The following is a 21,172-nucleotide window of genomic DNA, read 5'->3' as shown; positions in this document are numbered from 1 at the left end:
CTAACCATTCGCATGCGTATGTTGCACCCCGGGAGTCACGTCCCGCCGTCGATCATGAACCCGTCGCGGCCGTTGGCCTTGGCCTGGTAAAGGGCGGTGTCGGCGCCTTCCACGAAATGGTGCGGTTGCAGGTCACCGTCGGGCACGCGGGTGAATACCCCGATGGTGAGCGTGACGCCGTCATCGCTGCCATCGCCCGGCGCCGGCAGTGCACGCACGCAGGCAATCAGGTCCTCGATCACCCGGCGCGCGCCCTCGGCCGGCGTATCCGGCAGCACCAGTGCGAATTCGTCGCCACCGTAGCGCGCCGCCATGTCGCGCGGGCGACGGGCATGCGCGCCGATCAGGCGGGCGACATCACGCAGCACGCGGTCACCGACCTGGTGGCCATGGCGGTCGTTGTGGCGTTTGAAGTGGTCGACGTCGATCAGCGCCAGGCTCAATGGCTTGCCACTGCGCCGCGCGGCGTCGCATTCCTGCTGCAGTGACTGCTCGAAGCGCAGGCGGTTGCCCAGGCCGGTGAGGGCATCGCGGTTGGCCAGGCGGTGCCAGGCCGAGATCCGCCACACCGCCCAGACCAGCAGTGCCAGCACCACGCCCAGCATCGCGCTGGCCGGTGCCCACCACAGGTCACCGGTGCGCAGCAGCAGCCAGCTCAGCAGCGGCGGCATCGGCAGCGAACACAGCGCGACCAGCCACGGCAGGCGCAGGCCGAGCAGGATCACGCACAGCGCCACCAGCACGCCACTGATGGCGTGCTGCCAGGCGTGCGGCAGCACGTCGATCTGCTTGTGCTGCAGCAGCATCGAGGTGATGTTGGCCTGGTACTCGCTGCCGCTCATCCAGAACTCGCGGGTGGTCGGGGTCAGCAGGCGAGGCGCGATGCCGCTGGCCGTCATCCCGACCACGATGCGGCGGCCATGCAGCATCGCTCCATCCACGTGCCCATCGAGCACGTCCGCATAGGACACCTGCGGCAGCCGCTCGGGCGGGCCGACGTAGCGCACGCGCACGTAATCATCGCGACGCCATTGATAGGGCGAGCCCAGCGCCGGGTCGGGGTCGGGCAGGCCGCGTACCGCACCCGCCGGCAGGTCGGCCAGTGCCAGGCCCAGTGCCGGCCAGTGCGGCCGTCCGATACCGGCGTGCAGATAGACGCCGCGGGCGACGCCGTCCCCATCCACCTCGACATCGGTGTGGCCGATCGCGGCGGCACTGGCGGCGATCTGCGGGATCGGCAGCATTTCCTCGGCCATGCGGTCGCCGGCCGCCGGTGCCGCCAGCACCGGCAGCACCACCCGGCCGTTGCGTCGGATCGCGGCCGCCAGCTCATCATCCTGGCGGCTGTCGCGACGGTCGGGTTCGGACAGCATCAGGTCCAGCGCAACGCGTTCGGCGCCGGCATCGGTCAGGCGGTCCAGCAGGCGGGCATGCACCGAGCGCGGCCAGGGCCACTGGCCGATACGCTGCAGGCTGCCTTCGTCGATGGCCACGATCAGCACGCTGGGGTCGGGGCGGTAGTCCCAGTTGCCGACCAGTGCGTCATAGGCCGCCTCGTCCTGCCGCCACAGCCATTGGCCCTGGCTGGCCACGATGGTCAGCACGCCGGCCAGCAGGGCCAGCAGGATCCGCTTCGACCATGGCAGCGGCGAGCGCCTCACAACAACAACCAGAGCAGCAGTGCACCGCCACCGGCGCCGTAGCACAGGCGGCATGGCAACGGGATCTGCTGGGCAGGGGAGAACTCGCCGGCGTGGCCGTCATCGTCGATGTACTGCACGCGCACGTGCAGCGTGCCGCTCCACGGGCGCTTGAAGCTCACCTGCGGCTGGGCCACGGTTTCATCGATCAGTGGGGCCTTGAAGTCACCGCGGCGATCCACCTGCACCCGGTAGCGCTGGCCTTCGCTGCCGGCCTGCCAGCGCAGGGTGAGCTCGCCGTGCGCGGCCTCGGGCGGTTGCAGTGCCGGGTCCACCGGCTCGTTGCTCAGCTGCAGCGGCAGCGCCTGGCCATAGCGGCCCTGGTGGCCTTCGGCATCGCGCGAGGCCACGCGCCAGTAGTACTGTCCGGGCGGCAACGGTTGCGCCAGGCGCAGGTCGGTCGCATGGGTAGCCTGCTCCTGCAATGGCTGCCGGAAGCTGGGTTCGGCGGCGATCTGCAGCACGCTGCTGCGTGCACCGGGGGCCTGGCTCCAGCGGAAGCGCGGGCGGTCGCTGTTGATCGTCTGCCCATGCAGCGGCGATATGGTCAGCGGCGGCGGTGGCTGGTCACTGAGCTCGAAATCGGCGCTCGCATCCAGGCCTTCGACGCCCTGTGCGTCGACCGCGCGCAACAGGAGGCGCAGCTGGCCGGGCGGCAGGTCGCCGATCGCCAACCGGGTGTCGGCGGTGGTGGTGGCGAACAGCAGGATCTCCGGCGTTGCCGCCTGCACCACTTCCACCCGGTAGTGATCGGCGCCAGTGACCGGTTCCCAGGCAAGCAGGGTCGGCAGCGGCGCCAGGCGCAGCGCGTCATTGCGCAGCGCCGGCGCCGGCAGCAGGGCCGAGACCGCGGCGGGGGCCGCATCGGCGCTGCTGCTGCGGGTGGACTGCCCCGGCCGTACCAGCCGCTGGCCATGGGGGTTGCCGACCTGCACCTTGCCCTGCAGGACCTCGGTGGCGCCGACGTGCCCGGTATCCCCGGCGCTGACCCGGAACAGCGTGCCGCGCACGCTGCTGGTCGCGGTGGGTGCATCGATGATGTAGCGCGAGGCCGGGCCGCGCGCCGGCGTCACCCGGTTGCTGGCGCGCCCCTGCTGCAGGCGCAGGCGGGTGTCGACCATGCCGGTGTGGCCATAGCGGCTGAGCTGGTCCAGGCGCAGGCGCGAGTATTCGCGCAGCTGCAGGCGCGAGGCATCGGCGAATTCCAGCGTGATGCTGGAATCGCCCTCGGTTTCCACGGTGTCACCGATATGCAGCTGCTCGCCGGCCTGGAGCGCACGGGTCGCCGTGCCATCGGCACCGGACAGCTCGACCTTGCCGCGCACCGACAGCACCCGGGCCGGCGCCGGTTCGGTGCGCAGCCAGCTGATCGGGAAGCGCAGCAGCTGGCCCGGCGGCAACTGGTAGGGGTTGTCGATGCGGTTGTGCTGCTGCAGCTGCTGCCAGCGTACCGAGGGTTTCAGGTACAGCCCACCCAGGTCCCACAGGGTGTCGCCGGGCCGGACCCGGTAGTTCCAGTCCTGGGCGCCGGCGATGGCAGGCGGCAGGAGGAGGGCGCAGAGCAGGGCGCCCGTTAAACGCATGGCGAACGACAGAGAGCGGACGACGGTCACAGTTTGCAATCCCGGCAATGCGGGGGTGCAGCTGCAAGACCCCATGGCCCCGACCTCATCCCCCCGAACGGATCGTGGCGACCGCAAGGCCGCCAGCGCGCGCATTATTGCCCGCGTTCAGTGCAGGGATTCTGAACGGAGCGGGCTTCCGTTCAGAACAGCAGCGACGCCATCCTGCGGCGGTACTGGCCCACCAGGTCCTCGTTGGAGATCACATTGAAGGCGTCGATCAAGGCTTTGCGTGGCAGGCCCTCCTCGAATCCACGGTCGATCCGCAGCATTTCCAGGAACTGCGCCAGGGCGGCCTCGTCATGCCCGCCCAGCAGCAGCTGCACGCCGCGCAGGTGGCGGGCCTTGAGATCCTTGCCATCAGCGGCGATGCGGGCCTCCAGCACCTCGGCCGCCGGGGCATCCTTCAGCGCAGCGGCGAAGGCCAGGCGGGCACGGGCGCGCACGGCGCGGTCGTCGGTGGCCAGATTGGCCGGCAGGCCGTCGATCAGGGTACCGGCCTCGTCCACGCCGCCGATCTGCAGCAGGGCCAGGGCCAGGTCGAGCTTCAGCTCATCCTTGTCCGGCTCGGCGGCGATCTGCGCGCGCAGTACGTCGACCTGCGCCTGCGGGTCCAGCGGGGCGTCATCCTCAGGGGCGGCATCGCCGACATCGGCCGGCACGATGCCGTGCTGGGCCAGGAATTCACGCAGCTGGCCTTCCGGAATGGCGCCGGGGAAGCCGTCCACCAGCTGGCCGCCCTTGACCAGGAACACGGTGGGCACCGAGCGGATCTGGAAGGCCGCCGCGATCTGCTGTTCCTTGTCGACATCGACCTTGGCCAGCTCGAAAGCGCCGTTGTACTCGGCAGCCAGCTTTTCCAGCATCGGGCCCAGGGTCTTGCACGGCCCGCACCAGGTGGCCCAGAAGTCGACCAGCACCGGCGTCTGCAGCGACTTCTGCAGGACTTCGGCCTCGAAGGTCGCAGTGGTGGCGTCGAATACGTAGGTCGTCTCGGTCATGGGGGAGGCATCGCTTGGCATCTGGAGACCGATTCTATGGTGACGATCGATGTCGGTCTCAACCCTGCCATCACGGAGTACGCCCTCGAGTGGTGCTGGCGGGCCGGCAGGGGCGCAGTGCAGCGTGTGGATCACCCACTAGCCGGAGGCGACAGGCTTCGATGGGGAGGCGCGCTTGCGACAGGGCGGAACTGCCATGCCTCGAGCATCACGGTAGGCGCAGCAGGCAGATATTGAAGTGCTCTGGAATGCGCCGCGCTTGGCGCATCGCGCCGCTGCCGCGACAATGCCGTGGTCCATTCCTTTCCGGGTGATTGCGCGCAATGTCCGTGGTCCGGCTTGATCGTTGGTTGGGGCTGCTTGCGGCAGTCGTATTCGTCCTGGCCGTGGCCGGCTTCGGTGCCGGCCTGGACGGCTATGCCCAGGCTCGCCACCCGGTGGCGCTGCTGGGTGCGCGCGGTGTACCGCATGCGCTGGCCTTCAATCTGCTGGGTTTCGTGCTGCCCGGCGTGCTGGCGGTGGCGGTGGCTGAACGCCTGCGCCGCAGTCTGCCGGCCACTGCTGGTTGGGCGCCACGGGTCGGCAGCCAGATGCTGCTGCTGGCCGGTCTGGCCTTTGCCGCGATGGGGCTGCTGCCACTGGACGTGGATGACCTGCATGGGCCCGCCAGCCAGCTGCATGCCAGCGCCTGGATGATCTGGGTGCTGGGTTTCGTCGCCGGCACCGTGCTGCTGGGCGTGTCCCATCTGCGCCAGGCGCATGGCCGGGCCTCGGGCGCAGTGGCCCTGGGCTGCGGCGTGCTGGCCGCGCTGGCGGCGTTCGCCCTGCAGGGCACACTGCCGGCGCCGATGGCACAACGGCTCGCGTTCGCCTGCTGGCTGGTCTGGCTGGCGGCGGCCCTGCCGCTGTCGCGTCCGCGCTGAGACGCCTCCCCGAGCGCCGCGGCGCCGGCGTCCGGCAGGCAGGATTGGAGCCATTTGCCGCACTGCGGTACGCTGTACCGCTTTGCCGCCGCATCCGCGTGTTCCATGACCAGCGCTGAAACCAACGCCTACGACCCGCAGCAGGTTGAATCCGCCGCCCAGCAGTACTGGGACGCCACCCGTGCCTTCGAGGTCGACGAGACTTCGGACAAGCCGAAGTACTACTGCCTGTCGATGCTTCCGTACCCGTCCGGTGCGCTGCACATGGGCCACGTGCGCAATTACACGATCGGCGACGTGATCAGCCGCTACAAGCGCATGACCGGCCACAACGTGCTGCAGCCGATGGGCTGGGACGCGTTCGGCCTGCCGGCGGAAAACGCTGCGATCAAGAACAAGACCGCGCCGGCGGCGTGGACCTACAAGAACATCGACCACATGCGCAGCCAGCTGAAGTCGCTGGGCTATGCCATCGACTGGTCGCGCGAGTTCGCCACCTGCCGTCCGGACTATTACGTCCACGAGCAGCGCATGTTCACCCGCCTGATGCGCAAGGGCCTGGCCTACCGCCGCAACGCGGTGGTGAACTGGGACCCGGTCGACCAGACCGTGCTGGCCAACGAGCAGGTCATCGACGGCCGCGGCTGGCGCTCCGGTGCGCTGGTGGAGAAGCGCGAGATCCCGCAATGGTTCCTGCGCATCACCGACTACGCCCAGGAACTGCTGGACGGCCTGGACGAGCTGGACGGCTGGCCGGAATCGGTCAAGACCATGCAGCGCAACTGGATCGGCCGTTCCGAGGGCCTGGAGATCCAGTTCGATGTGCGCGATGTCGATGGCAGCGCGCTGGACCCGCTGCGCGTGTTCACCACCCGCCCGGACACGGTGATGGGCGTGACCTTCGTGTCGATCGCCGCCGAGCACCCGCTGGCGCTGCATGCGGCGAAGAACAACCCGGAGCTGGCGGCGATGCTGGCCGACCTGAAGCAGGGTGGCGTGTCTGAGGCGGAGTTGGAGACTCAGGCGAAAAGAGGCGTCAACACTGGGCTGAAGGCAATTCACCCTGTAACCGGCGACCCGATTTCAATTTGGGTCGCGAATTTTGTGCTGATGGGGTACGGGACCGGTGCAGTGATGGCGGTTCCGGCACATGATCAGCGGGATCATGAGTTCGCCATTGGCGTCACTAACAGCCGCATCAAGTATGTCGTGGCTCCGGCCGCCTGGGTTGAGAGCTGGGCACAGATCAAGGCTAGATTGAAAAGCGCTTGGGTGGGTTGCCCCGATTACCCCGCAGATCTTGACGATATCAACGCGGCACTGTCGGCAGCGCAATCCATGGTTGATTCAAGCCAGCTGCAGGATGAAATCGCCGCATTCGCGGAGCATCTCCGGCTGCCGTATCTGGAAAAGGATGGGCAGCTGGTGAATTCGGCCGAGTTCGACGGCCTGGACTTCCAGGGCGCCTTTGAAGCCCTGGCCGAACGTTTCGAGCGCAAGGCCCAGGGTCAGCGCCGCGTCAACTACCGCCTGCGCGACTGGGGCGTGAGCCGCCAGCGCTACTGGGGTTGCCCGATTCCGGTGATCTACTGCGCCAAGTGCGGCGCGGTGCCGGTGCCGGAAGAGCAGCTGCCGGTGGTGCTGCCGGAAGACGTGGCCTTCGCCGGTACCGGCTCGCCGATCAAGACCGATCCGGAATGGCGCAAGACCACCTGCCCGGATTGCGGCGGCGCGGCCGAGCGCGAGACCGACACCTTCGACACCTTCATGGAGTCGAGCTGGTACTACGCCCGCTACACCTCGCCGGGTGCCCGTGATGCGGTCGACAAGCGCGGCAACTACTGGCTGCCGGTGGACCAGTACATCGGTGGCATCGAGCACGCGATCCTGCACCTGATGTATTTCCGCTTCTACCACAAGCTGCTGCGCGACGCGCGGATGGTGGACAGCAACGAACCGGCGCGCAACCTGCTGTGCCAGGGCATGGTGATCGCCGAAACCTATTACCGCCCGAACCCGGACGGCTCGAAGGACTGGATCAACCCGGCCGACGTGGAAGTGCAGCGCGACGAGCGCGGCCGCATCACCGGCGCCACCCTGATCGCCGACGGCCAGCCGGTGGTGGTCGGTGGTACCGAGAAGATGTCCAAGTCGAAGAACAACGGCGTGGACCCGCAGGCGATGGTCGGCAAGTACGGCGCCGATACCGTGCGCCTGTTCTCGATGTTCGCCGCACCGCCGGAACAGTCGCTGGAGTGGAACGAAGCCGGCGTGGACGGCATGGCCCGCTTCCTGCGCCGCCTCTGGGCCCAGGTGCAGAAGCACGCTGCCGACGGTGCCGCCCCGGCACTGGATATCGCGGCGCTGGATGCCAACCAGAAGGCGCTGCGCCGCAAGACCCATGAAACCATCGGCAAGGTCGGTGACGACTATGGCCGCCGCCACAGCTTCAATACCGCGATCGCTGCGGTGATGGAGCTGATGAACGCGCTGGCCAAGTTCGAGGATGGCAGCGAGCAGGGCCGCGCGGTGCGCCAGGAAGCGCTGCAGGCGATCGTGCTGCTGCTCAACCCGATCACCCCGCATGCCAGCCACGCCCTGTGGCAGGTGCTGGGTCATGGCGAGACGCTGCTGGAAGACCAGCCGTTCCCGCAGGCCGACAGCAGCGCGCTGGTGCGCGATGCGCTGACCCTGGCGGTGCAGGTCAACGGCAAGCTGCGTGGCACCATCGAGGTGGCGGCCGATGCCGCGCGCGAGCAGGTCGAGGCGCTGGCCCTGGCCGAGCCCAACGCGGCCAGGTTCATGGAAGGCCTGACGGTGCGCAAGATCATCATCGTCCCGGGCAAGATCGTGAACATCGTCGCTGCCTGATGTCCCCGGCACCGGTCACCCGCGCGGTGGCCGGTGCCATTCCATGAGCAGGGCCGGGCGCCTGATGGCCCTGCATTCACGCGGCTTCGGGCACGCTGTGTGTTGCCGTGATCGCCCGGCTCCGCCAGACTGTCTCCATGACCCGAATCCTGCTTGCCCTCGTTCTTGTCCTCGGCCTCGCCGGCTGCGGTTTCCATCTGCGCAACAAGCTGATGCTGCCGACCGACACTGCCCCGGTGAAGGTGGTCTCCACCGCCCCGTACAGTGAACTGGTCAAGCTGCTCAACCGCAGCCTGCTGGCCTCCGGTGCCAAGCTGGCCGATGAGGACAGCAAGGGACCCAACGCCCAGCTGCAGGTGCTGTCCGAGCGCTGGGGTGACCTGCCGATCGCCATCGACTCGCAGGGCCGCGCACAGGAATACAGCCTGCGCTACGCGGTGATCTTCATCTTCCGTCGCGAGGATGGCAGCGAACTGGTGCCGCAGCAGGTGATCGAACTGTCGCGCGACTATGTGTCGCCGCCGACCGACGCCACCGGTACCACCACCGAACGCGAAATCCTGGCCACGGAGCTGCGCCGGGAAATGTCCGCCTCGATCATCCGCCGTATCGACAGCGTGGTCCGCGCCGAGATCGAGAAGGGCGGCAGCCTGTCCGCGCCGAAGGCCAAGCCGATCGAGGGTGCGGTGCCGGCCGCCGACGTCAAGCACTGAGCGGCAGCGACGATGGAACTGCGTCCGGAGCAGCTGGCCAGCCAGGGCGCTGACACCCCGTTGGCGCCGGTGTACCTGATCGCAGGCCCGGAAACCCTGCGCGTGCTGGAGGCGGCAGATGCCGTCCGCGCGCGCGCGCGCGCCTCCGGCATCGGCGAACGCGAAGTGTTCGACGCCGACGGGCGGGATTTCGACTGGAACCAGCTCGACGCCAGCTTCAATGCGCCCAGCCTGTTCAGCGCCCGCCGCCTGGTCGAGGTGCGCCTGCCCAGCGGCAAGCCCGGCAAGGACGGCGCCGAAGTGATCAGCCAGTTCTGCGCCAATCCGGCGCCGGACGTGGTGCTGATGATCACCGCCAATGAATGGAGCAAGGCCCATCAGGGCAAGTGGGCCGAGGCGGTCAGCCGCATCGGCGTGCTGTCGGTGGCCTGGGCGATCAAGCCGCACGAACTGCCGGACTGGATCGAGCGCCGCCTGCGCGGCAAGGGCCTGCGTGCCGACCCGGCCGCCGTGCAGCGCCTGGCCGAGCGGGTGGAGGGCAACCTGCTGGCCGCCGCCCAGGAAATCGACAAGCTGGCGCTGTTGGCCGATGGCCAGCCGCTGGATGTGGAGCGGATGGAATCGCTGGTGGCTGACGCTGCCCGCTACGACGTGTTCCGGCTGGTGGAGGCGACGTTCTCCGGCCAGCCGCCGGCCGTACTGCGCATGCTGGCTGGCCTGCGCGGCGAAGGCGAAGCGGTGGCCGCACTGATGCCGATCGTGATCCGAGAACTGCTGGCCGGTGCCGGCCTGGCCCGTGTGCAGGCCCGTGGCGGCAACCTGGCCGCCGAAATGAAATCGCGTGGCATCTGGGAATCACGGCAGGCGCCCTACAAGCGCGCGCTGCAGCGGCACCCGGAAGGCAAGCGCTGGGAACGCTTCGTGGCCGAAGCCGGGCTGGTCGACCGCATCGCCAAGGGGCGGGCCGACGGCGATGCCTGGCTGGCGCTGGAGCGCCTGCTGGTGGCCGTGGCCGAACCGCGTGCCGTGCGCCTGCTGGCGCGGGCCTGAGCGATGAGCCTGCGGATCTATTACGGGGGCACCTTCGATCCGGTGCACCTGGGGCATCTGGCAATCGCGCGAGCCGCGCGGGACGAACTGCAGGTGGCCGTGCGCATGTTGCCGGCAGGCGATCCGCCGCACCGTGCGGTGCCCGGCGCCACCGCCGAGCAGCGCTGCACCATGTTGTCGCTGGCCATCGGCGACGAGCCGGGCCTGCTGCTGGACCGTCGTGAACTGGACCGTGCCACGCGCTATCCCGGTCGTCCGTCCTACACCGTCGATACCCTGCGCGAGCTGCGTGGCGAGCTGGGCCCAAGCCGGCCCCTGGCCTGGCTGGTGGGCGCCGACAGCCTGCTGGGCCTGTCCGGCTGGCACGAATGGGAGGCCCTGTTCGGGCTGGCCCACTTCGTGGTGGCCGAGCGGCCGGGCAGCCCGCTGCAGGCGTCGATCGACGGTGAACTGGGGCGTGCCCTGCAGGGGCGCTGGGCCGACAACGAACAGGCCCTGTTCGCCAGCCCGGCCGGGCGCATCCTGCGCCTGCACCACCCGCTGCGCGAGGAATCGGCCAGCGCCGTGCGCTCGCAGATCGCCGCCGGTGGCCCCTGGCGCGCCCTGCTGCCGCCGGCCGTCGCGGACTACGTCGCTGCACACGGGCTGTACCGCCCGGCCACAGCGTGAATGGCGCCGCCGTGCCATCCCCGTATAATCGCCCCCACGTTTATCGAGTCGATCCACTTTGAGCAACCAGACCCAGCCCCAGACCATCAAGGTCGATCTGCCCAGCCCGCCGCCGTCCGTGCCGGAACTGCTGGCCAGCGTCCGCCAAGCCACCGAAGACCTGAAGGCCAAGGACCTGGTCGAGATCGACGTGCGCGGCCGGTCCAGCGTTGCCGACTACATGATCGTCGTTTCGGGCACCTCGACCCGCCACGTCAAGTCGATCGCCGATGAAGTCGTGCGCTTCGCCAAGAACATCGACGTGATGCCGCTGGGTGTTGAAGGCGAGCGCGAAGCCGAGTGGGTGCTGGTCGATCTGGGCGACGTGATCGTCCACGTGATGCTGCCGCGCGTGCGTGAGTTCTACGCCCTCGAGCGCCTGTGGACCGTTGGCGACCAGCCGCCGTCCAGCGACGACGAAGTGGCCTGAGCCGCACGTTGATGCATCCCTTCGACGGCGCCGATGGCGCCGTCGACGTTTTGGAGGACCGTGTAGATGAAAGCCCGCCTGATCGCCACCGGTGAACGCGCGCCCAGCTGGGTCGCGCAGGGCTTCGCCGAGTACCAGAAGCGGCTGTCGCACTGGCTGCCGTTCGAGCTGGTGGAAATCGAGCCCGGCTTGCGCGGCAAGGGACGTGATCCGCGCCGCGCCACTGAAGAGGAAGGCAAGCGGGTCATCGCTGCGCTGCCGAAGAACGCCTATGTGGTGGCACTGGATGTGCCAGGACGACAGCTGAGTTCCGAACAGCTGGCACAGCGCCTGGAGCATTGGCGCGGGCAGGGCCGCGACCTGGCGTTCCTGATTGGTGGCCCGGAAGGGCATTCGCCGGAGGTGTCCGCGCTGGCCGATGAGAAGTGGTCGATCGGACCGCTGACGCTGCCGCACATGCTGGTGCGCCTGGTGGTGGCCGAGCAGCTGTATCGGGCCGCCGCAATGATTGCCAATCACCCCTACCATCGCGCGTGAAGAGTGGTTATACTAGTCGTCTGCCCGAATAGCTCAGCCGGTTAGAGCACTTGACTGTTAATCAGGGGGTCGTTGGTTCGAGTCCAACTTCGGGCGCCACCTTGAGAAACCTGCATCGCAAGATGCAGGTTTTTTTTTGTCGCTACACTCTGCTGCTGCAACCATGGATGCCGATCATGCGCGTGCTGCTGTCCTCGAGCTTCCTGCTGCTGGCGATGGTGCCGTTCGCCACAACGAAGGCCGCGCCTTCCACCTGGCATCCGCCACAGGGCACCACCGAGCTTCCGTTGTGGCCGCAGGGCACGGTGATCGCGCCGCCGAAGTTGAAGGGGCCCGAGCAGGTCAGCGAAGTGATCTCCGAAGCCAGTGGCGAACACTGGATGATGCTGCAGAACGTCGCTGCGCCGACCCTCATCGTGTTTCCACCGAAGGGACCGGCCACCGGCACCGCAGTGATGGTGGTGCCTGGCGGAGGCTATCGGGTGCTGGCGATGGACCTGGAAGGCAGCGAGATCTGCGGCTGGCTGACCGCACAGGGCATCACCTGTGCATTGCTGAAGTACCGGGTGCCAGCCTCTGGCCCGAACTGGGACCCCGAGTGCAACTGCCGCGACATTCCGAAAGTGCCGATGGCCCTGCAGGATGCACAGCGTGCAATGGGCCTGCTGCGCGCACAGGCCGAGCGCTGGTCAATCAATCCCAAGCGGATCGGGGCGATCGGCTTTTCCGCCGGTGGTCACGTGGTGGCGGGACTGAGCACGCACGCGCTGCGCAGCTACGCGCCGGTCGATGCTGCGGATGAGCAACCCAGCCGTCCCGATTTCGCGATGGTGATGTATTCCGGGCACCTGTGGGCAGGGCACGGGAAGGGATTGTCGCTGGTCAGGGACATCACCGTGGATGACAAGGTGCCGCCGACGTTCATCGCGCAGGCCACCGACGATCGCACCGATGACGTGCGTGAATCGCTGGCCTATTACCGTGCCCTGGCGGACGCGGGCGCGCCGGTGGAAATGCACCTGTTCGCACGCGGCGGCCACGCATTCGGGCTGCGCATGAAGGATGCACCGGTCGCGGCGTGGCCGCAGCTGGCCGAGCGCTGGATGCAGGATATCGGCATGCTGGCGGAACGCCAGTTGTAGAGCCGAGCCATGCTCGGCTGCCTGTGTGAAGCCGAGCGTGGGCTCGGCTCTACAGTGCCAGCTCACCTCTGCAGAAGGCCACCAGCGTGGCGATCGCCACCGCCAGGATCGCGCCGAACAGTACCCACTCCCAGCGCGTGAATACCCGCTCGCCGCGCTGGCGCCGGGTCAAAGCGAACAACACCACGCCGGGCACGTACAGCAGTACCGACAGCAGCAGGTTGTCCAGGCCGCCGGCATACACCAGCCACAGCGCATAGGCGCTGGCCAGCAGTGCGACCCCGAAATCGCGCCAGCGCACGCCTGGTTCGCCGGCGTAGGCCTGCCCGCGCCAGGCCAGCTGCACGCCGAACGCGGTGGACAGGAAGTAGGGCACCAGGCTCATCGACGCAGCGAGCAGCACCAGCCCGGTGTAGCTGCCCGAACTGACCAGCACCATCAGCAGGAACAACTGGATCAGGCCATTGCTCAACCACAGTGCATTGGCCGGCACGCCACGCGCGTTCTCGCGGCCGAGGAAGGCCGGCATGGTGCCATCACCGGCGGCGGCATACAGCACTTCGGCGCACAGCAGCACCCAGGCCAGCAATGCGCCGAGCACGGAGACGATCGAACCGATGATGATCACCGTCGCGCCCCATTCGCCGACGATGGCGCGCAGCACGTAGGCCATCGACGGGTTGGGCAGCCCGGCAAGCTCGGCCTGCGACAGCACGCCCATCGACAGCAGGCTGACCAGTACCAGCAGCAGCCAGACCCCGAGGAAACCGATCACCGTGGCACGGCCGACGTCGGCACGGCGCGCGGCACGCCGCGAATAGATGCTGGCCCCTTCGATGCCGATGAACACCCACACGGTCACCAGCATCATGCCGCGCAACTGCTGGCCGAGGTCGCCGAGTGCGGGCGTACCGAGGAAATCGGCACGGAACACGTCCATGCGGAACGCGCCCGCCGCCAGGATCAGGAACAACGCGATCGGCAGCAGCTTGGCCACCGTCACCAGGCCGTTGACGATGGCGGCCGTGCGCAGGCCGCGCAGCACCAGCAGGTGCACGGTCCACAGCAGCAGTGATGAAGCGGCTACGGCGGCGGGTGTATTGCCTTCACCGAGGACCGGCACGAAGTGGCCGAGGCCACTGAAGATCAGTACGAAGAAGCTGGCGTTGCCGAGCACCGACGCCACCCAGTAGCCCCACGCCGCGGAGAAGCCGATGTAGTTGCCGAAGCCTTCACGCGCATAGGCGTAGATGCCGGTATCCAGGTCGGGGCGACGATTGGCCAGGGCCTGGAACACGAAGGCCAGCATCAGCATGCCGGCGCCACTGACCGCCCAGCCGATCAAGGCGGCGGCCGGGCCGGCGCTGCGCGCGACGTTCTGCGGCAGTGAAAAGATGCCGGCGCCGACCATCGAGCCGACTACCAGTGCAGTCAACGCGGGCAGGCCCAGCCGTTGCGATGTCGCGGCCATGGAGATCCCCTGCGGCGCGGATGCCGCGAGCATACGGTAGCCATGTCCTCGTGAACATGTCCGCAAGAGCCAGCGGGCAAGCGCCAGCCTGCAGGAACCGGCCCGCGTGAAAACGACGAAGGCCCGGGCAACGGCCCGGGCCTTCGAAGGTGACGCTGCAACCGGTCTTACTTGAACGTGTACTTGAAACCGACGGTGTAGTAACGGCCCAGCGCACCGGAGAAGTGCATCGGGTTGTAGTTCACCGCGCCGTAGGTGGTCGGATCGAGCGGGGCGATGCGGTCGAACACGTTGGCCACCGAGGCGTTGAGTTCGAACGAGTCGTTGATGCTCCAGCGACCGGACAGGTCCATCGTGGTGAACGAAGAGATCTTCTTCACCGGCGTACCGTCAGCGTAGAAGGCCAGGTAGCTGCCACCACGGCTGTCGATGTTGTCCATCTTGCTGATGTAGTTGACGATGCCGCTGACGCTCCACGGGCCCTGCTTCCAGGTGGTGCCGAAGTTGACCTTGTCCTTCGGCGTACCGATGCAGTTGGTGACGTCGCAGTTGCCGTGGGTACCCACGTAATCAACCGTGTCGCCGCCTTCGGTGCGCTCGAACTTCAGGATGTGGCTCCACTGCAGGTCCAGCTCCAGCTGGCCCGGGCCGATCTCGAAGGTCTGGCGGATATCGGTATCGATACCGCGCACGCGCGACGAGCTGGCATTCACGTAGCCGGTGTTGACCGCCAGGATGGTGCCGCTGTTGGCCACGCCATTGAGATTGTTGCTGTCGCGCAGCACGTTGCCGGCCAGGATCGCCGCCGCCGTGCTGCCCTGCACGATCTCGTTGGTACGCTTGATCTGCCAGGCATCGACGGTCATCGAGGTGGTCGAAGTCGGCTGCAGCACGATGCCGACCGAGTAGCTCTTGGACTCTTCCGGCTTCAGCAGCTTGTTCGGCTTGGTGATGATCGCCACCGAATTGGCGCCACATTCGCTGGCAGCGCCGCCGCTGATCTGGCAACGCACCGGGTCGACCGCAGTGGAGAAGGCGGCCAGGCCACCGTCACCGTTCTCGGCCGGGTTCGGCGCGCGGAAACCTTCGGCGTAGCTGGCGCGCAGGGCGATCCAGTCGGCCGGGGTCCACTTCACGCCCAGCTTCGGCGTAGCCTTGCCTTCGCCGCTTTCGTACTTGTCGTAACGCAGGGCGCCGGACAGTTCCAGCTGTTCCAGCACCGGTGCCGACAGTTCGACGTAGCCGGCGTAGACGTTCTGGGTGCCGTCATAGGCCGAGTAGCCCAGGCCGATGATGTCGCCCTGGTCGGTGTAGGTCTGCGGGGTCAGGCTGTTGCTGGTCTTGCGCCACTCGGTACCGATCGCCAGGCCCAGCGGACCACCCTTCAGGTCCATCAGGCTGCGCGAGACGGTGAAGTCGAACATGTCCAGGCTGGACTTGGCGCGGGCGCTGATCGTGGGCGAGATGTAGTCGTACAGCGCCTGCGAGTTCTTGCCGGCATCATCACCGATACGCCACACGCCACCGGCGCAGTTGGCATTGCCCAGTGCACACTGGACGGCGCTGTAGCGCAGGAAGCCGGTGCGCTTGTTGGTCAGGTCGGTGCCCGAGTGCAGGTAGGCAGTGTCGTAGCTCCAGTCGCCCCAGTTGCCCTTGATGCCGACCAGGAAGCGGTTGAACTCATTGGTGTTGTCGGTCACGCGCGGGCCGACATCCCAGGCCGAGTAACGCACGCGGCGCGCCGTGCCCGGGGTCGGGTTGTCGGGATGGTTCGGGCCCAGCACGGTGGCACCGGGGCCACTGTTGGCATTGACCGGGCCGCCCGGATAGCCCCAGCCGCCCGACACGCCGGACGGGGTGTTGCTGAAGATGGTTTCCTTCTTCGAGTAGCCGATCTCGGTGTAGATCTCGCCGCCTTCACCGAAGGCGAAGCTGGCGCGACCGAACACGTTGACGTACTTCTCTTCCGGAATCAGGTCGCGGTACTGCTGCGCCGGATCCCACAGGCAGCCATCGGCGGCGATGCTGGCCGGGGTCTGCCCACCGATGGTGGTCAGGCCGGCGCAACCCGGCAGCGGCACCAGATGGCCGGTGGCGTCGAGGTAGGAGCCGTTCGGGCCGGAACCGCCGGAGGTGCCACCACGGGTGTAGGCACCGCCGAGGAACTGGGCGGTCTTGTCATAGCCCCACGGGCGGGTGTCACCGGTACCGATCCACTTGCGGTTCTTGCGGTCGCTGATCTTGATCGCGTCGGTCTTGCCAACGTCCAGGCTGAAGAAGGCGTTCCAGCCATCGGTGGCCAGGTCGCCGGTACCGGCGGTCAGGGTTGCCTTCCGGGCGTCGCCATCGCTGTCACCGGACAGGCCGTAGGAGCCACGCAGGATGGCGCCCTGGAAGTCGCTGCGCAGGATGATGTTGACCACGCCGGCGATGGCATCGGAGCCGTAGATCGCCGAAGCGCCGTCCTTCAGGACTTCCACGCGCTCGACGGCATCGAGCGGAATGGTGCTGAGGTCGGTGAAGACCTTCTGTCCGTCATCGGCCAGGCCATAGGTGGCCATGCGGCGGCCGTTCAACAGTACCAGCGTCGAGCCGGCGCCCAGGCCGCGCAGCGAGATGCCGGCACCACCGCCGGCGAAACCGTTGCCGAAGGTCTTGGGAATCGAGCCGGCGCCATCGGCGGTGATGGTCTGCAGGTACTCGGCCAGCGAGGTCTTGCCGGTGCGGTCGATTTCCTGGCGGGTCACCACCTGCACCGGCGACGGTGTCTCGGTGTTGGTGCGCGGGATGTTGGAGCCGGTGACCGTGATGCGGTCGAGGTTGGTGGCCTTTTCCTGCGCGAAGGCGGAGGAGGAAGCGACGGCGCCGGCCAGCAGCAGGGCGCCGCCGGTGAGGATGTGGGTGATGGACGATGCCAGGGTGCTGCGGCGGCGGCTGGCGGGCCGTTGGATCGGGTGTTTCACAGCTTCTCTCCTAACTGGAAAACCGTAGCGTTGAGGGCTGTCGCCGGATCGATACCGGGACGCGCCAATCTAGGTTTCCTGCAGGTGACGAAGTCGTGAAATTTTGCTTAATCGGTAACGCTTGGTCCCTGGCCTGTCCGCATTTCCCGGGCAGCGGCAGGGACCGGCCCGGCGCGAGGCCGGGCCGGTGGTGGGGCTCAGTCGGGCAGCGAGAACTGTACCGGTACCAGGCCGATGGCCGGAACTGCCACGCCGTCACGCTGGGCAGGCTCGAAGCGCCAGTGCCGGAGCACCTGCTGGCGGGCGGCCTGGTCCAGGTTGCGCGAGCCGCTGCTGCGCTCGACGCTGACCGCGACCGGTTGGCCATGGCTGTCCACTTCCACCCGCAACAGCACTGTTCCCTGTTCGTGGTTGCGCAGGGACTGGATGGGGTAGGTCGGCGGCGGGGCGCTGCGGTACTGCAGCTGGGCGCCGGCCAGAGGGGTGGACGTGTCGATGCTGGGCGCCAGCTGCGGCGGAGCCGGTTCGGCGGCCGGCAGCGCGATGCCCTGGGTCTCCTCCACGGTCGCGGTGGGCGCCGGCAGTGGCGGTACCACCGGCTGCGTTCGCGGTTTCGGCACCACCTGGACGATCTCCTTGGGCGGGACCGGAACCGGCGGCGTTGGCGGTGGCGGGATCTTCTCGATCAGCCGGACCGGCGTCTTTTCACGCGGGACCTGCACGGCCTGGTAGGTCGCAGGGATGAGCAGCAACAGGAAGGCCAGCAGGTGCAGAGCGATCGCCGCGCTCCAGGCGGCCACCCGGGCGGGGTCGAAATGCAGGGATGCAACGGGGTACGTACGAACCATGATCCACCTCCATGCCAGTGACGAAGTCCTCAACGCACCAGGGCCCGTGGCGGGGTTGCCGCACGCGGCTGGCAGTCCATCAGTAGCGCGGCATGACGGCTACTGCCTAGAGGCAGGGGCATGATCGTTGGGCTGGCCTTCAGCCAGTGTCGGCGGGGGCACGAAAAAGGCGGGCCCCCTGCGGGACCCGCCTGTGTCGTCGACCGTGGCGGCCGCGATCAGCGGCCCAGTTCGAACACCACGTCCAGGTTGACCGAGAGGGTCGATTCGCCCGGTGCGACCGGGGTGGCCTTGTCCATCGCCGCACCGGCCGCCATGGTGCGCATCATCTGCATCGGGCGGAAACCGCCGCTGCTGTTCTCGGAGATGCTGACGATGCGGCGCACCTGCAGGCCCAGCGACTTGGCATAGGTCTGGGCGCGGGCCTGGGCCTTCTTCAGCGCGGCCAGGCGGGCTTCGTCATAGACCGGTTCGGGCTGGTCGATCTCAAACTGCGGACCGTTGATCTGGTTGGCGCCCTGAGCGGCCAGCGCATCGAGCACCTTGCCGAGCTTGGCGATGTCACGGACCTTCAGGCTGACCGTGTTGCTGGCCTGGTAGCCGGTGATCTTCGGCGCCTCGTTGTCGGCATAGCGGTACTGCGGGTTGAGGCTGACGCCGCTGGTCTGCACGTCGCGCTCGGCGATGCCGGCGGCCTTGATCGCGGCCAACACCTTGTCCATCTGCTGGGCGTTCTGGCGCATGGCGCTGTTGCCGTCGGCGGCCTGGGTGACCACGCCGGCCGACAGGGTGGCGACGTCCGGCACGCGGGTGGCCTCGGCGTTGGCCGAAATGTTCAGCAGGGTGCCTTCGGCCGCGGCGGCGATCGAGGGCGACGAAGGAGCAGCATGGGCAGTCATCGAGGCTCCAAGGGCGAGGGACAGGGCGAGCAGCAGCGGGGTGGCGGTCAGGCGCATGGGATCTCCTTGTTGTGCGGTGAGGGTGGTGTCGTAGCGATGAACGCGCTGTGAGCCTGTACGGGGTTGTACGCGTTCCGTAACGGGTTGCCGACGATTCAGGTGACGGGCTCAGGTTATGCTGTGCCGATGCTCTATCTTGCTTCCCGCTCCCCCCGACGCAACCAGTTGCTGGCCCGACTCGGACGCCCCTTCCAGGCCCTGGACCTGGAGGTCGTCGAGCAGCGCGCCGCGACCGAGAGTGCCGAACAGTATGTGTGCCGGGTCGCCGCCGACAAGGCGCGCGCCGGGCTGGCCCGGGTGCTGGCCGAAGACCCGCAGGCGCGGGTGCTCGGCTCGGACACCGAGGTGGTGCTGGACGGTGAAGTGTTCGGCAAGCCGGCCGACGCCGCCGGCGCGCGCGCGATGCTGGCGCGCCTGGCCGGGCGCACCCACCAGGTGATGACTGCGGTGGTGGTGGTCGGCGCCGACGGGCTGGACAGCGAACTGGTCATTTCCGAAGTGACCTTCGCCCCGATCGCCGCCGCCGACATCGCCGCCTATGTCGCCACCGGCGAGCCGTTGGACAAGGCCGGGGCCTACGCCATCCAGGGCGGGGCCGAGCGCTGGATCGAACATCTTTCCGGCAGCTACTCCGGCGTCATGGGGCTGCCATTGCTGCATACCGATCGTCTGCTGGCGCGCTGTGGCGTGCCGGCCCCCACTGCCGATGCCGCCAGGGAGGCTGCCGATGTCTGAGGAAATCCTGGTCAATGTGACCCCCCGCGAAACCCGGGTCGCGGTGATCGAGAACGGCATGCTGCAGGAACTGCACATCGAGCGCGGCTGGCGCCGGGGTGTGGTCGGCAACATCTACAAGGGCAAGGTGCAGCGGGTCATGCCCGGCATGCAGGCCGCCTTCGTCGAGGTCGGCCTGGAGCGCGCCGCGTTCCTGCACGCCAACGACGTGGTGCGCCCGGCCCCGGTGGCCAGTGCCGACACCGAGAACACGACCCTGCCGCCGCCGGCCAGCGTGCCGATCGTCGAGCTGCTGCGTGACGGCCAGGACATCGTGGTGCAGGTGGTGAAGGACCCGATCGGCACCAAGGGTGCACGCCTGACCACGCAGATCAGCATTCCCTCGCGCTACATGGTGCTGCTGCCGCAGTCCAAGGTGGTGGGGGTGTCCGCGCGCATCGAGGATGAAACCGAGCGCGCCCGCCTGAAGGCGCTGGTGACCGAGTTGTCGGCGCAGCACGGCGGCTACGGCTACATCGTGCGCACCAACGCCGAAGGGCAGCCGGCCGAGGCCATCGCCGAGGACATCGCCTACCTGTCGCGCGTGTGGAACGTGGTCGAGCGCCGCGGCCGCGAAGCGCCGTCGTGCAGCATCATCTATGAAGACCTGAGCCTGCCGCTGCGGTCGGTGCGCGACCTGATCCGCAAGGACGTGGACAAGGTGAAGGTGGACTCGAAGGAGACCTTCGGCCAACTGCAGGCCTTCGTCGCCAAGTACATGCCGGTGCTGGCCGAGAAGCTGGAGCTGTACTCCGGTGACCGCCCGATCTTCGACATGTTCGGCGTGGAGGACGAGATCGGCCGCGCGCTGGACAAGCAGGTGCCGCTGAAATCCGGTGGCTACCTGGTGATCGACCAGACCGAGGCGATGACCACCATCGACGTCAACACCGGCTCGTTCCTCGGCCAGCGCAACCTGGAAGAAACGGTGTTCCGCACCAACCTGGAAGCGGCGCAGGCGGTGGCGCGGCAGCTGCGGCTGCGCAACCTGGGCGGCATCATCATCATCGACTTCATCGACATGGATGATGCGGAGCATCGTCGCCAGGTGCTGCGCACGCTGGAAAAGGCGCTGGCCCGCGACCATGCCAAGACCACGGTCTATGATTTCTCGCCGCTGGGCCTGGTGGAGATGACCCGCAAGCGTACGGTGGAAAGCCTGGAGCGCCAGCTGTCGGAGACCTGCCCGCAGTGCAGCGGCCGCGGCAGCATCAAGACCACCGAGACGGTGACCTATGAGATCTTCCGCGAGATCACCCGTGCCGTGCGCCAGTTCGATGCTGCGCGCCTGCTGGTGATCGCCTCGACCAAGGTGGTCGCGCGCATTACCGATGAGGAATCCTCGGCGGTGGCCGAGCTGGAAGAGTTCCTCGGCAAGAGCATCCGCTTCCAGGCGGACGAGCAGTACCTGCAGGAGCAATTCGATGTCGTTCTGCTCTGATCCTCGCCGGCTGCAGGCC

Annotated in this window: 17 protein-coding genes and 1 tRNA gene; 11 read left to right on the top strand and 7 right to left on the bottom strand. The window is 67.8% G+C overall.

What is annotated here, in order from left to right; translation table 11 throughout:
• Positions 1-35 precede the first annotated feature (35 nt).
• The 3 genes from QP609_RS15155 to trxA all read right to left on the bottom strand — a co-directional run bounded on the left by QP609_RS15155 (position 36) and on the right by trxA (position 4,323).
• Positions 36-1,661: a CHASE2 domain-containing protein gene (locus tag QP609_RS15155; RefSeq protein ID WP_046431880.1), complete on the bottom strand. Its 1,626-nt coding sequence runs from the start codon at positions 1,659-1,661 to the stop codon at positions 36-38.
• Positions 1,658-3,358 carry a FecR domain-containing protein gene (locus QP609_RS15150; protein ID WP_197621677.1) on the bottom strand — a complete coding sequence of 567 codons (1,701 nt, stop codon included), beginning with the start codon at positions 3,356-3,358 and terminating at the stop codon, positions 1,658-1,660. Before QP609_RS15150 ends, QP609_RS15155 begins: the two co-directional genes overlap by 4 nt.
• Before the next feature lie 107 nt (positions 3,359-3,465).
• On the bottom strand, positions 3,466-4,323 hold the full coding sequence (gene trxA, locus QP609_RS15145; protein ID WP_197621676.1) for a thioredoxin: 858 nt from the start codon (positions 4,321-4,323) through the stop codon (positions 3,466-3,468).
• 323 nt (positions 4,324-4,646) lie between these two features.
• On the opposite strand from trxA, the gene QP609_RS15140 reads away from it, so the two are divergent.
• The 9 genes from QP609_RS15140 (at position 4,647) to QP609_RS15100 (ending at position 12,697) form a co-directional block, all read left to right on the top strand.
• Complete coding sequence (locus QP609_RS15140; RefSeq protein ID WP_046431876.1) at positions 4,647-5,246, top strand: DUF998 domain-containing protein; 600 nt, start codon at positions 4,647-4,649, stop codon at positions 5,244-5,246.
• A gap of 105 nt (positions 5,247-5,351) precedes the next feature.
• Positions 5,352-8,117, top strand: coding sequence for a leucine--tRNA ligase (leuS, locus tag QP609_RS15135; protein ID WP_197621675.1), 2,766 nt, complete (start codon positions 5,352-5,354; stop codon positions 8,115-8,117).
• A gap of 137 nt (positions 8,118-8,254) precedes the next feature.
• Entirely contained in the window at positions 8,255-8,830 is a 576-nt protein-coding gene (lptE, locus tag QP609_RS15130) for an LPS assembly lipoprotein LptE (protein WP_032961942.1), read from the top strand.
• Between the two features lie 12 nt (positions 8,831-8,842).
• Positions 8,843-9,880 (top strand): DNA polymerase III subunit delta, encoded by a 1,038-nt coding sequence (holA, locus tag QP609_RS15125; RefSeq protein ID WP_032961944.1) that lies wholly within the window; start codon positions 8,843-8,845, stop codon positions 9,878-9,880.
• Between the two features lie 3 nt (positions 9,881-9,883).
• A complete protein-coding gene (gene nadD / locus QP609_RS15120; protein ID WP_014647945.1) occupies positions 9,884-10,549 on the top strand; it encodes a nicotinate-nucleotide adenylyltransferase in 666 nt (221 codons plus the stop codon).
• 58 nt (positions 10,550-10,607) lie between these two features.
• Positions 10,608-11,018 carry a ribosome silencing factor gene (gene rsfS, locus QP609_RS15115; protein ID WP_005418109.1) on the top strand — a complete coding sequence of 137 codons (411 nt, stop codon included), beginning with the start codon at positions 10,608-10,610 and terminating at the stop codon, positions 11,016-11,018.
• 66 nt (positions 11,019-11,084) lie between these two features.
• The gene (rlmH, locus tag QP609_RS15110) at positions 11,085-11,555 is read left to right on the top strand and encodes a 23S rRNA (pseudouridine(1915)-N(3))-methyltransferase RlmH (protein ID WP_014647944.1); all 471 of its coding nucleotides are present in this window, start codon (positions 11,085-11,087) and stop codon (positions 11,553-11,555) included.
• Between the two features lie 22 nt (positions 11,556-11,577).
• Positions 11,578-11,654: transfer RNA gene (locus tag QP609_RS15105), tRNA-Asn, on the top strand.
• 2 nt (positions 11,655-11,656) lie between these two features.
• Complete coding sequence (locus QP609_RS15100) at positions 11,657-12,697, top strand: alpha/beta hydrolase (RefSeq protein ID WP_289213803.1); 1,041 nt, start codon at positions 11,657-11,659, stop codon at positions 12,695-12,697.
• A gap of 49 nt (positions 12,698-12,746) precedes the next feature.
• On the opposite strand, the gene QP609_RS15095 is transcribed toward QP609_RS15100, so the two are convergent.
• The 4 genes from QP609_RS15095 to QP609_RS15080 all read right to left on the bottom strand — a co-directional run bounded on the left by QP609_RS15095 (position 12,747) and on the right by QP609_RS15080 (position 18,935).
• Complete coding sequence (locus tag QP609_RS15095; RefSeq protein ID WP_041864242.1) at positions 12,747-14,168, bottom strand: basic amino acid/polyamine antiporter; 1,422 nt, start codon at positions 14,166-14,168, stop codon at positions 12,747-12,749.
• Between the two features lie 167 nt (positions 14,169-14,335).
• The gene (locus QP609_RS15090; protein ID WP_014647941.1) at positions 14,336-17,131 is read right to left on the bottom strand and encodes a TonB-dependent receptor; all 2,796 of its coding nucleotides are present in this window, start codon (positions 17,129-17,131) and stop codon (positions 14,336-14,338) included.
• 197 nt (positions 17,132-17,328) lie between these two features.
• Complete coding sequence (locus tag QP609_RS15085) at positions 17,329-17,979, bottom strand: energy transducer TonB (protein ID WP_014647940.1); 651 nt, start codon at positions 17,977-17,979, stop codon at positions 17,329-17,331.
• Positions 17,980-18,197: 218 nt separating this feature from the next.
• Positions 18,198-18,935, bottom strand: coding sequence for an SIMPL domain-containing protein (locus QP609_RS15080; RefSeq protein WP_197621665.1), 738 nt, complete (start codon positions 18,933-18,935; stop codon positions 18,198-18,200).
• Between the two features lie 129 nt (positions 18,936-19,064).
• On the opposite strand from QP609_RS15080, the gene QP609_RS15075 reads away from it, so the two are divergent.
• Together QP609_RS15075 and rng are read left to right on the top strand one after the other, a co-directional pair.
• Positions 19,065-19,673 carry a Maf family nucleotide pyrophosphatase gene (locus tag QP609_RS15075; protein WP_032961948.1) on the top strand — a complete coding sequence of 203 codons (609 nt, stop codon included), beginning with the start codon at positions 19,065-19,067 and terminating at the stop codon, positions 19,671-19,673.
• The gene (gene rng / locus QP609_RS15070; protein WP_005418079.1) at positions 19,666-21,153 is read left to right on the top strand and encodes a ribonuclease G; all 1,488 of its coding nucleotides are present in this window, start codon (positions 19,666-19,668) and stop codon (positions 21,151-21,153) included. Before QP609_RS15075 ends, rng begins: the two co-directional genes overlap by 8 nt.
• Positions 21,154-21,172 lie beyond the last annotated feature (19 nt).

Origin of the sequence: Stenotrophomonas sp. 8(2023), from assembly GCF_030345295.1 — a bacterium.
GTDB lineage: Bacteria > Pseudomonadota > Gammaproteobacteria > Xanthomonadales > Xanthomonadaceae > Stenotrophomonas > Stenotrophomonas muris.
The sequence above is the reverse complement of the archived record's forward strand: the minus strand, read 5'-3'. Positions and strand labels throughout refer to the sequence as shown.

Excerpts from the sequence above, each read along its gene's own strand:
- QP609_RS15075 (WP_032961948.1), top strand. The coding sequence starts at position 19,065 with ATGCTCTATCTTGCTTCCCGCTCCCCCCGACGCAACCAGTTGCTGGCC.
- rng (WP_005418079.1), top strand. The coding sequence starts at position 19,666 with ATGTCTGAGGAAATCCTGGTCAATGTGACCCCCCGCGAAACCCGGGTC.
- holA (WP_032961944.1), top strand. The coding sequence starts at position 8,843 with ATGGAACTGCGTCCGGAGCAGCTGGCCAGCCAGGGCGCTGACACCCCG.
- rlmH (WP_014647944.1), top strand. The coding sequence starts at position 11,085 with ATGAAAGCCCGCCTGATCGCCACCGGTGAACGCGCGCCCAGCTGGGTC.
- QP609_RS15140 (WP_046431876.1), top strand. The coding sequence starts at position 4,647 with ATGTCCGTGGTCCGGCTTGATCGTTGGTTGGGGCTGCTTGCGGCAGTC.
- QP609_RS15095 (WP_041864242.1), bottom strand. The coding sequence starts at position 14,168 with ATGGCCGCGACATCGCAACGGCTGGGCCTGCCCGCGTTGACTGCACTG.
- trxA (WP_197621676.1), bottom strand. The coding sequence starts at position 4,323 with ATGACCGAGACGACCTACGTATTCGACGCCACCACTGCGACCTTCGAG.
- QP609_RS15080 (WP_197621665.1), bottom strand. The coding sequence starts at position 18,935 with ATGCGCCTGACCGCCACCCCGCTGCTGCTCGCCCTGTCCCTCGCCCTT.
- QP609_RS15085 (WP_014647940.1), bottom strand. The coding sequence starts at position 17,979 with ATGGTTCGTACGTACCCCGTTGCATCCCTGCATTTCGACCCCGCCCGG.
- leuS (WP_197621675.1), top strand. The coding sequence starts at position 5,352 with ATGACCAGCGCTGAAACCAACGCCTACGACCCGCAGCAGGTTGAATCC.
- lptE (WP_032961942.1), top strand. The coding sequence starts at position 8,255 with ATGACCCGAATCCTGCTTGCCCTCGTTCTTGTCCTCGGCCTCGCCGGC.
- nadD (WP_014647945.1), top strand. The coding sequence starts at position 9,884 with ATGAGCCTGCGGATCTATTACGGGGGCACCTTCGATCCGGTGCACCTG.
- QP609_RS15150 (WP_197621677.1), bottom strand. The coding sequence starts at position 3,358 with ATGGGGTCTTGCAGCTGCACCCCCGCATTGCCGGGATTGCAAACTGTG.